General features: G+C 56.1%; 12 protein-coding genes. 10 read left to right on the top strand and 2 right to left on the bottom strand.

The features are described 5' to 3' along the window. Nucleotides 1–91 precede the first annotated feature (91 nt). The 3 genes from FBR45_RS19550 to FBR45_RS19540 all read left to right on the top strand — a co-directional run bounded on the left by FBR45_RS19550 (nt 92) and on the right by FBR45_RS19540 (nt 3860). Nucleotides 92–934, top strand: coding sequence for an SMP-30/gluconolactonase/LRE family protein (locus FBR45_RS19550; protein ID WP_246082316.1), 843 nt, complete (start codon nt 92–94; stop codon nt 932–934). Between the two features lie 92 nt (nt 935–1026). Continuing rightward, a complete protein-coding gene (locus FBR45_RS19545; protein WP_246082315.1) occupies nt 1027–2244 on the top strand; it encodes a cupredoxin domain-containing protein in 1218 nt (405 codons plus the stop codon). Next, complete coding sequence (locus FBR45_RS19540; RefSeq protein ID WP_246082314.1) at nt 2244–3860, top strand: DUF7133 domain-containing protein; 1617 nt, start codon at nt 2244–2246, stop codon at nt 3858–3860. Before FBR45_RS19545 ends, FBR45_RS19540 begins: the two co-directional genes overlap by 1 nt. Before the next feature lie 4 nt (nt 3861–3864). On the opposite strand, the gene FBR45_RS19535 is transcribed toward FBR45_RS19540, so the two are convergent. Further along, nucleotides 3865–4767, bottom strand: coding sequence for a histone deacetylase family protein (locus FBR45_RS19535; protein ID WP_138505425.1), 903 nt, complete (start codon nt 4765–4767; stop codon nt 3865–3867). A gap of 116 nt (nt 4768–4883) precedes the next feature. On the opposite strand from FBR45_RS19535, the gene FBR45_RS19530 reads away from it, so the two are divergent. The 3 genes from FBR45_RS19530 (at nt 4884) to FBR45_RS19520 (ending at nt 6479) form a co-directional block, all read left to right on the top strand. Next, nucleotides 4884–5633: an SDR family oxidoreductase gene (locus FBR45_RS19530; protein ID WP_138505424.1), complete on the top strand. Its 750-nt coding sequence runs from the start codon at nt 4884–4886 to the stop codon at nt 5631–5633. A gap of 66 nt (nt 5634–5699) precedes the next feature. Further along, nucleotides 5700–6140: a hypothetical protein gene (locus FBR45_RS19525; RefSeq protein ID WP_138505422.1), complete on the top strand. Its 441-nt coding sequence runs from the start codon at nt 5700–5702 to the stop codon at nt 6138–6140. Between the two features lie 18 nt (nt 6141–6158). After that, nucleotides 6159–6479 (top strand): hypothetical protein, encoded by a 321-nt coding sequence (locus FBR45_RS19520; protein ID WP_138505420.1) that lies wholly within the window; start codon nt 6159–6161, stop codon nt 6477–6479. A gap of 303 nt (nt 6480–6782) precedes the next feature. On the opposite strand, the gene FBR45_RS19515 is transcribed toward FBR45_RS19520, so the two are convergent. Then, the gene (locus tag FBR45_RS19515) at nt 6783–7532 is read right to left on the bottom strand and encodes a ferritin-like domain-containing protein (RefSeq protein ID WP_138505419.1); all 750 of its coding nucleotides are present in this window, start codon (nt 7530–7532) and stop codon (nt 6783–6785) included. Nucleotides 7533–7866: 334 nt separating this feature from the next. Between FBR45_RS19515 and FBR45_RS19510 the strand changes: the two genes are divergently transcribed. The 4 genes from FBR45_RS19510 (at nt 7867) to FBR45_RS19495 (ending at nt 15648) form a co-directional block, all read left to right on the top strand. After that, complete coding sequence (locus tag FBR45_RS19510) at nt 7867–9102, top strand: PQQ-dependent sugar dehydrogenase (RefSeq protein WP_138505417.1); 1236 nt, start codon at nt 7867–7869, stop codon at nt 9100–9102. Between the two features lie 837 nt (nt 9103–9939). Beyond that, on the top strand, nt 9940–10683 hold the full coding sequence (locus FBR45_RS19505; RefSeq protein ID WP_138505415.1) for a response regulator: 744 nt from the start codon (nt 9940–9942) through the stop codon (nt 10681–10683). Between the two features lie 68 nt (nt 10684–10751). After that, the gene (locus FBR45_RS19500) at nt 10752–14528 is read left to right on the top strand and encodes a PAS domain S-box protein (RefSeq protein ID WP_138505413.1); all 3777 of its coding nucleotides are present in this window, start codon (nt 10752–10754) and stop codon (nt 14526–14528) included. A gap of 13 nt (nt 14529–14541) precedes the next feature. After that, nucleotides 14542–15648 (top strand): hybrid sensor histidine kinase/response regulator, encoded by a 1107-nt coding sequence (locus tag FBR45_RS19495; RefSeq protein WP_138505411.1) that lies wholly within the window; start codon nt 14542–14544, stop codon nt 15646–15648. The last annotated feature ends 11 nt before the right edge of the window (nt 15649–15659 follow it).

The raw sequence follows: 15659 nt of genomic DNA, 5'->3' as shown, positions 1-15659 counted from the left end.
CCTTTCTTCCATGAACAATTCCCGCTGGCCCGGATTTATACTAGCATTATCCCTGACCACATCAGGGCCTTTATTTAGCCAGTCGACGCCTATGACCCAGACCGAAGCCAACTCCATTGTGGCACCCAACGCCACCCTTCAGAAGCTATCGAGCCAGTTCAAATTTACCGAAGGCCCCGCCGTTAGCCAGACTGGGGCGGTCTATTTCACCGACCAGCCTAATGATAAAATATGGATATACAACCCAGACGGAACGTTTTCCCTCTTCATGGACAAGACGGGACGCTCGAACGGGATGTACTTCGACCGGCAGGGAAACCTGATTACCTGCGCCGACGAAAAAAATGAGCTGTGGTCGATCAGCCCCGACAAAACGGTTACGGTCCTGCTGGCCGACTTCAACGGCCATCGCTTCAACGGCCCCAACGACCTGTGGATCGACCCGAAAGGCGGTATTTATTTTACCGACCCCTACTACCAGCGCGACTACTGGGAGCGGAAAAAGCCGGAGCTGGACGGCGAAAAGGTATATTACCTGCCCAAAGGAGCCCGGCAGGCTATTCTGGTAGACAGTGACCTGAAACAGCCCAACGGCATCATAGGCACGCCCGACGGGAAAGTCCTTTACGTGGCCGACATCCGCGATAATAAAACGTACCGCTACGACATCCAGGCCGATGGCATGCTCAAAAACCGACAGCTCTACGTCAGTCAGGGCTCCGATGGCATGACCCTGGATAACAAAGGGAATCTGTACCTGACGGGCAAAGGCGTTACCGTATACGGCCCCGACCGCTCGAAACTGATGACCATTCCGGTACCGGCCGGCTGGGTCGGCAACATCTGCTTCGCCGGTAAAAACAACGACATGCTCTTCATCACCGCGTCGGAGTCGGTCTACACCCTTCATATGCAGGTCAGGGGCGCCCGGTAAGCCAGGGCGCTACTCCGCCTGTCTCATTTATTTCAGGGGTGAACGAAGTAACCAGAAGTAGGCAGAAGGCGTTGAACCGCTTTTAGCGCTGTATGCGTTACGAGTTTATGCACCTCATTCTTTCCCGGCTACGGGCTTCTCTGCTGGCATGGCTGACCCTCGGCATCGGCCCGGCCCTGGCTCAGCAGCCCGTCGATACGACCATTACGCTCAAGTCCATTGCGGGCCTGCAATACGATCAGCCCCGGCTGGTGCTGAAGCCCAAAACCCGGCTTCGGCTCGTGCTGGAAAATTACGACGACATGGCCCATAACCTGGTTGTCACCCGCCCCAACGCCCGGGTCCGGGTGGTTGACGCGGCCCTGCGCCTGGGAGCCGAGGGTGCCAGTCGCCATTACGTTCCGGACATGCCGGAGGTGCTGGCCCACACCCGCGAAGTAGAGCCGGGCCGGGCCGATACCTTGTTACTAACGGTCGATGAGGGCGCCTTCCCCTACGTTTGTACCTACCCCGGTCACGGCTACGTGATGTACGGCATTCTGTACGGCACCCGCGACCCCAAACGGCTCCCCCCACCCGAGGCCGACCCGTATCTACCCAAACGGGGCAGCACCGCCGTCCATGCCGGTCATCACCAGCCGTCGGGCCACCCCTACGAGGTCACCCTGCCGGCCGTTTATCGCACGTTCATGCCCGACTGTGGTCCGGCGGCTATTGCAGTCGGCATGCCCGGTCTGGCCGGTGGACCCGTTCAGTCATACTGCTTCGACGCCGGTATCTGCCAGCTGCGCTACGCCTGGTCGGGCGGTTTCGTCGACAATGCCGACCAGTGGGATGGCAAGGGGCAGAAGCTTACCAAACTCGTCGGGGATATCTATTACGTAGCCAGTGCGCCCGGGCGACCCTCCACCGCGGGTCTTACCGTGAGCACCACCACTAAGCCGGGGGCCGCACCCGCGCCCAGCCCGGCCGGGCTTGTTTTCCCGCTTCGGATCGGGAGCAAACCAGCTGGTCATTCGCCCGTAGTTCAGTTTCGGGGCTACCGGCTTATCAACCGATACCCAGAGTTTCAGTATGTCGTTGACGGGGTTACCGTACGCGAGCTGATTAAACCGCTCCCCGGTGGGCGGGGTCTGGTCCGGCAGTTCTCCATCGACAAGACCAAACAGCCCATCACCTTCCTGGCCGACGAGCAACCGGGCCTGGCCTATCGCGCCACCCAGACCGGCAAGACCGCTGCCTTACGCAACGGCCAGCTGCTTCTGCCCGCCGGTACCCGCCAGTTCACCATTTTCATGACCGTCCAGTAATGCGCTTTTCTCTCGTATACCTTCTCTCCGCGCTGGCCACCACGACGGGGCTACTCCTCTGGTCACCCTGGTCTGTGGGGACACGGACCACGCTGGCATCAGCAACAAACCATTCGAATAAGTGGTCCGTGGGGATCGGAGCGCCGTCCGCACGGACCACGGTGACCATACCGGCCAAAAACACCAAAACGCGCGGGCAGGCTACGGGCGATACGATTACCGATTACTACAGCGTCGAGACGGTGCCGACCCCGCCGGGTCTGGTGGCTGAAACGGGTGGACTGGCGTTCATGCCCGACGGTCGGCTGGCGGTTTGTTTCCATCGGGGCGAGGTGATGCTGTACGACCCCAAAACCAAACAATGGAAACTATTTGCCGAAGGGCTGCACGATCCGCTGGGCGTCATAGCCGTCAGCAATACCGAACTGCTGATCGTTCATCGGCCCGAGCTGACCCGGATTAAAGACACCAACAACGACGGCGTAGCTGACGTGTACGAAACCGTTATCGACCAGTTCGGCATGTCGGGCAATTACCACGAGTACGCCTTCGGACCCGTGCGCGACCGACAGGGCAATCTCTACATCAGCCTCAACGCAGCCTCCAACGGGGCCGGTATCCGCGACGAGGTGCGGGGCACGTATGACCCGCTGGGCCGGCCGGGGCGCATGTACGCCTGTGTGCCCTACCGGGGCTGGGTACTGAAACAGACGCCCGCCGGGCAGGTTATTCCGTACGCCCTTGGTTTCCGGTCGCCCAACGGCATTGGCTTCGACGCGGCCGGGCGACTCTTCGTAACCGACAACCAGGGCGACTGGCTGGGTACCAGCAAACTCTACCACGTTGAGCCCGGTAAGTTCTACGGTCATCCATCCAGCCTGGTCTGGAAAAAAGACTTTCCCGACATCGACCCGCTGACCCTCTCGGTCCAGGCCCTCGACAGTATGCGAACAAAAGAAGTGGTTGCGTTTCCGCATCAGCGTATGGCGCATTCGCCCACCCAGATCGTACCCGACCTGACCCGGGGGAAATTTGGTCCCTTTGGGGGCCAGCTGTTCATTGGCGAGATGGATTTTTCGCGCCTGCTGCGGGTTATGTTCGATACCATTGGCGGTCAGTTACAGGGGGCCTGCATCCCGTTTTTCGATAAAGCGGGGCTGAAGATTGGCAATAATCGCATGGCGTTTTCGCCAGACGGTTCGCTCTGGCTCGGCATGACAGACCACGGCTGGGTCGGCGACCGGGGCCTGCAGGTTATCCGCTACAAAGGCGGTACTCCGCTCGATCTGACAGCCATGCACCTGACCGCCACCGGCTTCGACCTGACCTTCACCCAGCCCCTCGACGACGCCACGGCCCGCAGCCTGACCAACTACACCTGCCGCCGTTACTACTACAAATACCACCGCGAATATGGCTCGCCCGAGACCGACAAACAGCCGGTGGCCGTTACAGCCGCCCGGCTCTCGCCCGACCGCCGAACCGTATCGCTGACGGTCGATAAACTCGTGCCGGGCTATATATACGAGTTCACCCTCGGCGACCTGCGCGCGGGCAATGGTACAAAAAAAGTGGCCAACCGGCTGGTGTGCTATACCCTGAACCGGCTTCGGTAAGGTGTTAGAAAAACAGGTCGCTGGCCGTGCGGAAGGTGTTGCAGTGCGCTTCGACAATATCGGTCAGGCGGGGCGAATACCCCCCGCCCATCGATGCTACGATGGGCAGACCGTGCCGAATCGCCTGCTCGAATACGAACCGGTCGCGCTGTCGGCACCCCTCCCGGCTTACCCCCAGTTTGCCCAGCCGGTCCGACTCCAGGATGTCGACTCCCGACACAAAAAACAGAAAATCGGGCCGAACGCGCTTCAGTAGGCCGGGCAGGGTATCGTAGAGCGTATTGAGATACAGTTCATCGGCCGTACCCGTAGGCAGCTCAATGTCCAGATCTGACTGTTCCTTGCGAAGGGGGTAGTTGTCTTTGCCGTGCATACTGAACGTAAACACGCGCGGCTCCTGCCGAAACATCACCGCCGTTCCATTGCCCTGGTGAACGTCCAGATCGATCACCAGAATCTGACGGGCCTGACCGGTCTCGAGCAGGTAATGGGCCGCCACCCCCACATCATTGAGCATACAGAAGCCTTCGCCCCGGTCGGGGTAGGCATGATGGGTTCCGCCCGCCACGTTCATGGCCACCCCGTCCTGCTGCGCCCGCTGGGTACAGTCGATGGTGCCCTGGGTTATGATCCATTCGCGGTGGATGAGCTCGGGCGTAAGCGGAAATCCAATCCGACGTACCATGCGCGGGTCGACGGTCAGCGACTGCAGGGCCTGCACGTAGTCGGGCGTGTGTACGCCCAGCACCCAGCGGTTATCAACGGGCTCGGGGCCGAAGAAATTAGCCTCGGTACAGGTGCCTTCGTAGAGCAGCTGTTCGTGAATCAATTCGTACTTGAGCATCGGGAACCGATGGCCTTCGGGCAACCGGAGCCGATACACCGGAGAGAACGCAATCTGAAGCATTGGGGGGCGGCCTGTAGCTGGCCCGTTCGATAAGGATACGCTTAAGTTAACCCGTGGGTGATGGCTTGTGTTCGGTTAACGTGTAGTTTGCCGGTTCATACGCTTTATTCTCAATCATGAAAACTGCCATCATCACCGGCGGGGGCCAGGGCATAGGCCGGGTAACGACCCAATACCTCCTCACACACGGCTACCGCGTTGCTATCTGGGAAGCTGACACTGACGCACTTGCCGAACTCCGCGAAGCGTTCAAAGCCTCTACCAGCCAGATCCTGTTCGTCTCCTGCGACGTCTCCAGCGAAATCAACGTAAAGAAAGCGGCCGACCAGACCATCAGTCACTTTGGTCAGATCGATGCGCTGATCAACAATGCCGCGCAGATGATCGAAAAACCAATCGATAAGCTAACCCTCGACGAGTGGAACCGCGTGATCGGTACCAATCTGACCGGCGCTTTCCTCTGTACCAAGCATACGGCTCCCTACATTGCGGCCCAGAAAGGCTGTATTATCAACATCGGTTCGACCCGGGCTTTTCAGTCGGAACCCGACACGTTTGCCTACTCGGCCAGTAAGGGCGGCATTTTGTCGCTGACCCATTCGCTCGCCGTTAGCCTCGGCCCCGACATCCGGGTCAATGCCATCAGCCCCGGCTGGATCGACGTCTCCAACCTGCGCAAGAAAGCCAAAGCGAAAGCCGACGATCTGCGGCCCGAAGACCATGCCCAACACCCGGCCGGGCGTGTAGGTCAGGCCGACGATATTGCCCGCATGATCCTGTTCCTGATCGCGCCGGAAAACAGTTTCATTACCGGACAAAACTTTACGGTCGATGGCGGTATAACCAAAAAGATGATCTACATCTAACCCATGGGTAAACATCATATGCATTTGTCCGGTTTTAAGAGATAAAACGTCATATTTTCATCACTCATGAACATCGAACTTACTACCCTCTCGGAAACAGCGCCCCTCGAAGTGCTCGACCTGGAGGTGACGACACGACCGGTAGCCGGGCGCTCCTCGCTGCTCGTTCGACTCCTGTGTCGCCGGGGACTACAGGATAACCACCTGAAAATGCCTCCTTTGTCGTGGTTCGATGCCAGTCAGCTACAGCGTTTTTCGCAGGAACTGGCTGCGGCAGAGTACCCCGACACGGTAGCGACCACCCTGGTCGATGCCGGTATTCAACTCACGGGTTCGGTACGTCGGGTAGCCGGTCGCTGGACGTCGGGCCGAACCATCCGGATTGAACCGTTGCCTAACTCGGTACATCGGTTTACGCCGTTTACCATCCATGCGTCGCACCTCGACGTGCGGACGTATTCGCGCAAACTTTACAACCGTTTATGGGAGGTATTTACGCGCGGTTAACTACTAAACTCAACACCCATGGAAAACGTAAATCAGGACGCCATGCTCAACGAGCAGTCCCAGACCTACACGCCCGACACCGGCGGTCTTATGCAGACTCCCGACCAGAGCGAGATGATGAATGAAGCGTATAACCCGACCGATCTGTCGGGCGATGCCCATCACGTACCCACAACGCCTACCGACGAGCAGGAGGCCGCCACGATAAGCGACGGGTCCGGCATGGCCTCGGGTAGCCCTAATATGGAACCTGACCGCAGCCGCAACTTCGGGAATGGCGACACGCTGGGAAACAACGATGGCACCGAGCCCGACCCGGAGCTACCCAGCCAGCCCTAGCTGTTTGGCCGACGATGTACCTAACTAGCCGGAAACCAGCCTGCAGCTGAGAATATTGTATGGTGTTGGTTTAGGGGAATTGGCACATTGCCGGAAACGCATTGATTTAGCAGAGGTTCAGCCCCGTCTGGGAAAGGCAAGACCTCGGATTTATCGGTTGTCTGCCTGCCCGACGGGGCTGAGTTTGTAAAAACTACACGTTAACGGCTTAGGTTATCAAACGAAAGCTGTGTTCACAGGTGTCATAAAACAGCAGCGGGCTTCCTGACCAGGAAGCCCGCTGCTGTTTAGGAATAGTCGGGGTTATATACCCAATGTACCGCCCAGGGTGGCATCGTTGCCAGACCGGTACGTACCTGTCGATCCGGTCGAGCTGCCCGACTGCGTGCCGCTATACGACTCGCCTGACTGGTAGGTCTGGCTAGAGCTGTCGCTGTAGCGCGTGCCGTCCGGATTTACCACACTGCCGCTGTATTGATCACGGTCCGACGAACCCATATCATCGGACTCGGAATTGGCGCGGTCGTTGATAAACGATTCAGCCAGTTTTGTCAGCTTTTTGTCCGTGTTTTTCTCTTCATCGAGGGTTTGCTGTAACAGCTGAGCCGCCTGCGTATGCCCCATGATCTGAGCCAGGGTTACAACAGAGCCATAGGAAGCGATCTCGTGGTGCTCTACCTTTTGAGCGGCCATGATCAAACCGGCGTCGCGGGTGAGCGATCCTGAATGGGTATTGGACACCACCATCCGGGCATCTTCGGCCAGTCCGTCAATAGCCGCACAGGACCCTTCTTCTACGTCGACGTTGAGGCTTTGGAATACCTGCTCCAATCGTGCAATCTGGTTACGACTTTCCTGCTGGTGTTGCAGAAAAGCGTTCCGCACTTCGTCGGTTGTAGCCGCATCGGCCTGTTCGCCGAGGGCATCGACAGCCTGTTTTTCAGCGTAATAGATATTTCTGAGCTCGGTTACGAACAAGCCATGCAGGCCCTCCTGGGTTTCAGTATCATTGCCACTGAAAAAATTTGCGATGCGTTCTCCAAACGTTGCCATAGCGAAAAACAGTTTAAGGTTAGTTAGTTTGTGTTGCTGCCCCTGGTAACCAAAACTGTGCCATCCGCTGATACTGTGCGTTTTACACATTTCCGCGAATAAGTTGTGTTTATTATTTTCTACAATTATTGTAGACTAATCGGGAACACCCCTTCCCCAGCTGTAAAATCAGCCCGGCAGCTCACCAACCAGAGTCCTCTATTCGAACCATACTACAGGCTATGCAAACCGGGTCCGTTTAATCGTATACCAGGTCCGTTCACAACTTGTAGCAATATGACTAGTTATTCTGTAGATTTTATTCTATTTATATCTCAACGTTATCACTCATCGCATGAAACGTATTTTTCGCCTATCGGGCTTGCTGTGTGCAACGCTGGTGGCTGGATTGACCGCCTGTAATAAAGACGAAGTGTATGACACGTCGATTCCGGAAACCAACGACCAACCGACTTCAGCGCAGGTAAACGGGAACGTCTTCGAGCCAGCACTGGTCAGCGCCACCGACGAACGGGTTGCTCAACTGAAAGTACCGGCCGGATTTAGCATCGCCAAATTCGCCGATTCGCTCGGAAAGCCACGCATGCTGGCCGTTACCAGCTCGGGAAATGTTTATGTGTCAGACCGTACGGCAGGGACTATTACCCTGCTGAAAGACACCAACGCTGACGGTCGGGCCGACCAGAAACAGGTTGTAGCTACCCTGAAAAGTATTCATGGCCTGACCATCCTCGACAACAGACTGTATGCCGTGGCGATCAAAGAAGTGTACTCCATCCCGATCAACGGCGACGGTACCCTGGGTCAGGCTCAGGTGTTGATCAACAATCTGCCCGACGCCGGGCAACACCCAAACCGCACCATTGGCTTCGGTCCCGACGGGTTTATGTACCTGACCGTCGGCAGCACCTGCAATGCCTGCGCCGAGCCCAACGCCGAACACGCTACCATCCTGCGGGCCAATCCCGACGGTACAAACCGCCGGATTTACGCCAGTGGCCTTCGCAATACCATCGGCTTTGGCTGGCATCCACAAACGAAAGCCCTGTTTGGCTTCGACCACGGTATCGACTGGCTGGGCGATGAACAGCAAAAAGAGGAGCTGAACCAGATTGTAGAGGGCGCTTTTTACGGCTGGCCTTACATCTACGGCGATGGGAACTACAACCCGCACCCCCGGCCCATGGGCGATACGACCTATGCGCAGATCCTGGCTAAAACAACGCTGCCCACTCTGTCTTACGACGCTCACGCAGCTCCGCTGGGGATGGTCTTTTACACCAGTGGCGCCGGTGCGGCCAGCGCATTCCCGGCCGATTATCAGTATGATGCGTTCGTAACCATGCGCGGCTCCTGGAACCGCACCCAGCCTTCGGGATACAAGGTTGTTCGGGCTCACTTCGAGAACGGCAAACCGACCCGTATCGACGACTTCGTGACGGGCTTTCTGGTCGATAATAACCGCTCCCAGTTTGGCCGGCCGGTTGGCATCGCTACCCTGCCCGACGGCTCCCTGCTGTTTACGGACGATAACAACGGGGTTGTATACCGGGTCAGTTACCGGCCATAACCGCGTTGGCTTCGGCACTATATACGGTTAACTCTACACAACAAAAAGCCACCTCTACAGCCTGTCTCATTTCGGGCCGTAGAGGTGGCTCTTTAGCTGTATAGCCTCTATTGATATTCTGATTTTACTACCGGATCAAGGAGCACAAGATGGGCCTCTCGGACAAAAACAGAAAAATGTGCATTTATTAAAAGTTTATAAAATACCTGGAAAGTTTATAAAATACGCTCCTAAAAACCGGACTATTTGCTTGATTTTTGAATCTTACTATTTCCCATTTAGTAGCTACTAAGCTAGAAGTAAGAATTGAAAAAGTGGGTATATAAGCGCATAATTTGTTAATACCTTTATCAGCAATAAGAGATTTATTACGAGTAAGTATTTGTAAATCAGAATATTAATAGAAATTCATATTGTTTTACCTGATTGACATAAACGTTCACGTGTAATTAATCATTTCTGTGCTTATTATTTTCTTTTATTAGGTAGTTCCTATAAATTTGACCCAACTACCTGGCTAACTCAACGTCGACGTTAATTAACATCAAACTATCCAACATATACATCGTGTATATTGGATAGTCAACATAAAATTCGACGTTCCATTCATTTGTCCGGCTTGATTACCGTTGGAGCTTATCTGACAGCCTCTCCCGCTCCCGGTGCTTTTACCGCTTAACCGTTCGCCCTAGTCTGTACGCAGACCCGGTGCTTTACTCAACGTCTTTCTTCCCGAACAGCAGGTCAATCCCCTCAGGGCGCTGGCTGCATACCTGTACGCCCTGTATAGCTGGCAGGCTGGACGGTTCTTTATAGTGTACCCAACTATCCATCGCTATGCCAACCGAAATATTAGTTATTGAAGACGCGGCCCAGATCCGGGAGAATCTGGTCGAACTCCTTCAGCTTAGTGGCTACAACGTGCAGACAGCACCCGATGGCATAAACGGCCTTCATAAAGCCAGAGAAGTAAAGCCCGATCTGATTCTGTGCGATATCATGATGCCCGACATGGATGGCCATCAGGTATTGACCACTATTCGCAACTACCCCGACCTGGCTCATGTCCCGTTTATTTTCCTGACGGCCAAAGCCGATATGGTAGACCTTCGTCAGGGCATGGGGCTGGGAGCCGATGATTACCTGACCAAACCCTTCCTGAGCAGCGACCTGCTGACGGCTATTGCCAGTCGGCTGAAACGGTGTCAGCAGCAACGGCTGAGCCGCCCTCCCAAATCGGGCTATCTCACCAGCCTCCCGGGCCACGATGCCAAAGGGAACATGATGCTGACGGTGCCCGACTGCCTGTATTTCTACGTGCAGCACCGAAGTACCTACGTCTGGCACAAGGCCGGCCTTTTTCAACTCAATAAAACACTGGACAGGCTGACGGCAACCCTCGATCCACATGAGTTTTTCCGGGTTAACCGCCATGTTATTCTGCACCGAAAAACCATTCAGAAATACGCCTACTGGGAAAAAGGCAAATACTGCCTCTATCTGACGATCAACGGCCAGCAACACCAGGTAATCTTACCCAAAGCCCGTTACAACGCATTCAGAAACTGGCTTTCCACCTAACCGTAGCGAGGAACGCCGTAGCCCAACGGGTATCCATGCGTTCAACTATCCACTTTACCCAACTTATAATGGAGCATTTTTTTCAGACCTGGTTCAACACATCAGTACAGGGTGTAGCCTTTCTGGTTCCGGTCCGAAACCGACAAAAAGAACTGTGCGATTTTCGCTACCGGCTGGTCAATCCAGCCTTCGCCCGGCTGCTGGGGCAAACTACCGAATCGCTCACCGAGCGGTTTGTTAACCAGGTGCCATGTCCGGTACTGCCTGAGCTGTTCACCCGCATGGTCACCGTAACGGAAACGGGCGAGCCTCAGCAACTGATTCGGGAATATACCTTGCAGAATCAGTCGGTCTGGTATGATATCACCCTGGCCCGTCATGACGATCGGCTTATGATCAGCCTCACCGACGTTAGTGCCCAGCAGCAATCAGCGGCTATCCTTCAGCATCGGCTGGCTATGGAGTCGATTCTGTCTACCATTTCGAGCCGGTTTATTACCGTACAGGCCGACACCGTCGACGCCTACATGACCGAAGCGCTGGGCCTGATCGGTGCGCACATTGGCGCCGAACGAGCCTCGGTGTTTCTCTTCTCGGCCGATTATCAGCAGGGTAGCTGCGTGTACGAATGGTGCGCGCCCCACATAGCTCCCCGAAAAGAGCGGGTCAATATCAGACCCGCCAGCTGTTTCGACTGGACCCGCCCCCGGCTGGAGAACGGCCAGATCATCCGGCTACGCGCCGATGAACTACCCGAAGCGGCTGTTGCCGAGAAAGCGTTTTTCTCGTTTCTCTCGGTTAAATCCATATTGGCCGTTCCGTTCATGCAGGCCCAGAAGGTTCAGGGGTTCGTTGCCTTTTATACCATCACAACCCAACCCAGCTGGGAGCAGCACGATTTATCTTTGCTGAAAACGTTTGCTACTCAGGTGGCCAATGTGCGGCAGCGCCTGCAGCATGAGTCAGCCCTCAGACGCACCTACCAGCGGCTGGAAGGGCTGCACGACATTGACCAGGCCCTGCTTGGTTACCGACTGAATGATCAGTCGCCGTTGCTGATTGCCATGAAATACATGCACTTTATGGTGCCCTGCGAACGTATATCGGTCTTTCAGCTTCACGACGACACCCGCCAGATTATCGCCCGATGCCGCATCAGTGATGGAGACCTGACGCTGAACCCGGACACCGACATACCACCCAGCTCCTTCTACGAGCAGTTCCTCGCTATTCGGCAAACGATCCATATTCCGGACCTTCAGCCCGATTCCGACGAGCTTCCGTTCGCACTGAACGTGTATGAGCGGGGGTTCCGCTCGCTGCTCATCATCCCACTATACTGCCGGAACAAGTGCATCGGTGCCTTTACGCTGGCTTCGACCAAACCCGGCTTTTTTAACGAAGAGTACCGGGCTATTGCGCAGGAGCTGGCCAGTCCGGTCGCGCTGGTCCTCTACCAGCAACAACTCGACGACCAGCTCAGGCATTATACCGAACAGCTGGAACAGCGCGTTCAGGAACGAACACAGGAGATCAGGCAGCTCTCGGCCCTGCACGAAGCCATACTCAAGCATGCCGGTCATGCCATTATCTCGACCGATGTGAACGGGGTTATTCTGACGGCCAACCAGGCCACCACCCACCTACTCGGCTACGAACCCAGCGAACTCATCGGCCTGGTAGCCCGAATCGTGCCGGGGCCGCCCGACAACCCTGTCCCTCATATTGCCCACTTCCCGCCCGATTCTGTCTTCCCAACATCCGATATCTTCAATGATGCCTTTGCCTCGCAGGGGTATTACTATGGTGAGTGTGTGGTGGTAGGGAAAAACGGCAGGCAGGTACCCATCCTGGCAACGATCAGCACCCTGCAGGATGAAGCGGGTACGCTGATCGGTTTTGTCAGTATCTCTACGGACATATCGGTGCAGAAAGCCGTTGAGGCCGAACTGAAACGAACCAATCAGGCCGTAAAAGCCATCTTTGACGAATCGATCGACCTGCACTGTACAACCGACCTGACCGGCAACCTGCTCAGCATCAACCGATCCTGGGAGCTCACTCTCGGTTTTCCGGCCAGCGAAGCGGAGACAGTACCGTTCTGGGCATCGGTTGATCCCGCCGAGCAGGAAACCGTTCGGCGGGCCTTACTGAGCGTTGTTGACGGCCAGCCGCTGCGGAACCAGATCAACCAGTTTCGCAAAAAAGACGGTACATTCTGCGTGCTGGAATGGAACGCCGTCAAGATCGATCACCTCATCTGCGCATCGGCCCGCGACATAACCGAACGGCAACAGAACGAAAGCCAGTTGCGCAGCCTGAACCAGCGGCTTCAGCTGGCCACCCAGGCCGCCGAACAAGGGATCTGGGAGATCGATATGGTCGAGAACCGCATGTTCTGGGACGATCGGGTCTGGGAAATATACGGGCTGTCGCCCCATTCCGAATCCCTAACCTTCCAGACCTTTCTGAATTTGATTCACCCCGAAGACCTGCCGGCCTTCATGGACCGCTATCACCGGGATAGTCATGGAAACACCTTCCAGAACATAACCCGGGTAATTCGTCCCGACGGTGTCATTCGCTGGGTTCGGTCTATCGGCAAGTTGATCCGGGATCATCAGGGCACCGTTATCCGGCAGATCGGCGTCCTTTGGGACGTGACGGAGCAGGAAGAAGCCGAACAGGCCCTGCTCGAGAGTGAACAGCGCTTCCGCGAAATTGCCGAAAATGTAGACGAGGTGTACTGGATTCATTCGGCCAGGCCTTTTCAGCTGCTGTATCTCAACCCGGCCTATGAGCGGGTCTGGGGTACCCATGCAAAACGGTCGCTCCGGCGACCATTTTCCTTTCTCGATCCGGTCCTGAAAGAAGATAAACCCGCCGTTCTGGCCTTCATGAAACAGTACAGATCCGGTCAAGAGGGCGAGCTTTATTTCCGGCTTCGGGAAACAGCCGGCGACATTCGCTGGCTCCACGTCCGGACCTTTATCATACGCGACGCAGCGGGGGCCGCCGTTCGCCATATCGGCATTGCCAACGACGTAACCAGCCAGAAGGAAAGAGAACGGGTTTTGCAGCAGGCCCTGCAACAGGAACAGGCGCTCAATGAGTTGAAATCGCAGTTCGTTTCTACTGCATCGCACGAGTTCCGTACGCCCCTGGCCACGATTCAGTCCAGCGTCGATCTGATCAAACTGTATATGGAGCTTCCGCTGGATAACGCCCAGGCCTCGGTTCAGCGCCATCTGTCCATTATCGAAAAAGAGATCGACCAGTTCAACACGCTGCTCTCTGACATGCTGACCATTGGCGCCATAGAATCGGGAAAAGTAAGTTTCAAACCGCGCTGGGTCGATGTCGTGGCCCTATGTGAAGAAATCATAGCCACGCATTTTAACGCCCGGCCCGACCAGCGCAGCGTGCAGCTGGCGGTAGCGGCTCTCCCCCGTCCCGTTTACCTGGACGCGAAGCTGATCAGTCATGTGGTGGTTAACCTGCTCTCGAATGCGTTTAAGTTCTCCACCAGCAATCCGCAGCTGCACCTCTGCTTCACCGACACAACCCTGGTTATTCAGGTTATCGACGAGGGAATTGGGATACCAGCCGCTGAGCAGGCCACCGTTTTTCAGGCTTTTTTCCGGGCCAGCAACACCACCGGCATCCCCGGCACCGGGCTGGGTCTGGTCATCTCGCGGCAGTTTGTCGAGCTGCACGATGGTCAGCTGACCCTCAGCAGTGAAGAACAAAAAGGCACTACCTGCACCATTACCTTACCCATTGCCTGCGCCGAAACCATACAATCCTCCACCAAACAACCTTTATCGGGCACCAGCCTCAACTAACCTTCCAGCCATCATGTCAACACAAGTACTTGTTATAGAAGACGACACACAAATTCGGGAAAACCTGGCCGAAATGCTGAGCCTGCATGGCTACGAGGTCGATACCGCCATCAATGGGCGCGAGGGCATCAGCCAGGCCATGTTACGCCCCCCCCAGCTGATCCTGTGCGATATCATGATGCCCGAAGTAGACGGCTATCAGGTGCTGGATGTCATACGCAACAATCAGCTTACCGCCACGACGCCCTTTATTTTTCTGACGGCCAAAACAGAAACCACCGACCTGCGCCGGGGTATGGCACAGGGGGCCGATGATTACCTGACCAAGCCCTTCACCCTCGACAATCTGCTGAGCAGCATCAACAGCCGGCTACAGCGCGAGGCCCTGCGCAAAGCAGAGCTGAAAGCACAGCTTGATAACTACCGCCATAACCTGGCCTCGGTATCGGTGCACGAGTCAAACACCGCCCTGACCGGTATTCTGGGTTTTTCGTCTCTGCTCGTTGACCAGCACCAGCACTTTACGGGTGATGAAATAGCCACTATGGCCCACATGATCAAGGTGTGCGGACTCCGGCTCAAACGCTCGCTGGACAACATTCAGCTAATGGACTCGCTGCGGCATATGGAGCCAGCTAACCCCACGTACCTGTTTTATACCAGCGGCACCTGCCAGATTACCCAGTCGATGGTCAATAGCTGTATGGAAGCCATCGCCCTGCGGCAGGACCGACGGATCGACTATCGGCTCGACATCGATGACGCCCCGCTTGACCTGTCGGCCGAGAGCCTGACAACCTGCCTGACCGAACTGCTCGACAACGCCTGTAAGTTTTCGGCTCCCGACCAGTGCGTTACGGTGCAGGGGTGTGTCCAGGCCAATCAGTACTGCCTGACCATAACCAATCAGGGGCAGCCGTTTCCGATCGGGCGCCTGGACCAGATCGGCGCTTACACCCAGTTTGACCGGTCTCAGTACGAGCAGCAGGGCTTTGGTATCGGGCTGTCGATCACCCAGCGCATGCTTGATTTGAACCAGGGCAGCTTCACCATCGATAGCCCCGCACCCGGACTAACGGTGGTGGTAATCCGGCTTCCTGTCCATACCGATCAGGCCTAAGTTCAATGCGT

The sequence above is a fragment of the Spirosoma lacussanchae genome, from assembly GCF_005870035.1.
In the GTDB taxonomy this organism is placed as follows: Bacteria; Bacteroidota; Bacteroidia; order Cytophagales; family Spirosomataceae; genus Spirosoma; species Spirosoma lacussanchae.
This window is presented reverse-complemented; position numbering and strand designations above follow the sequence as displayed.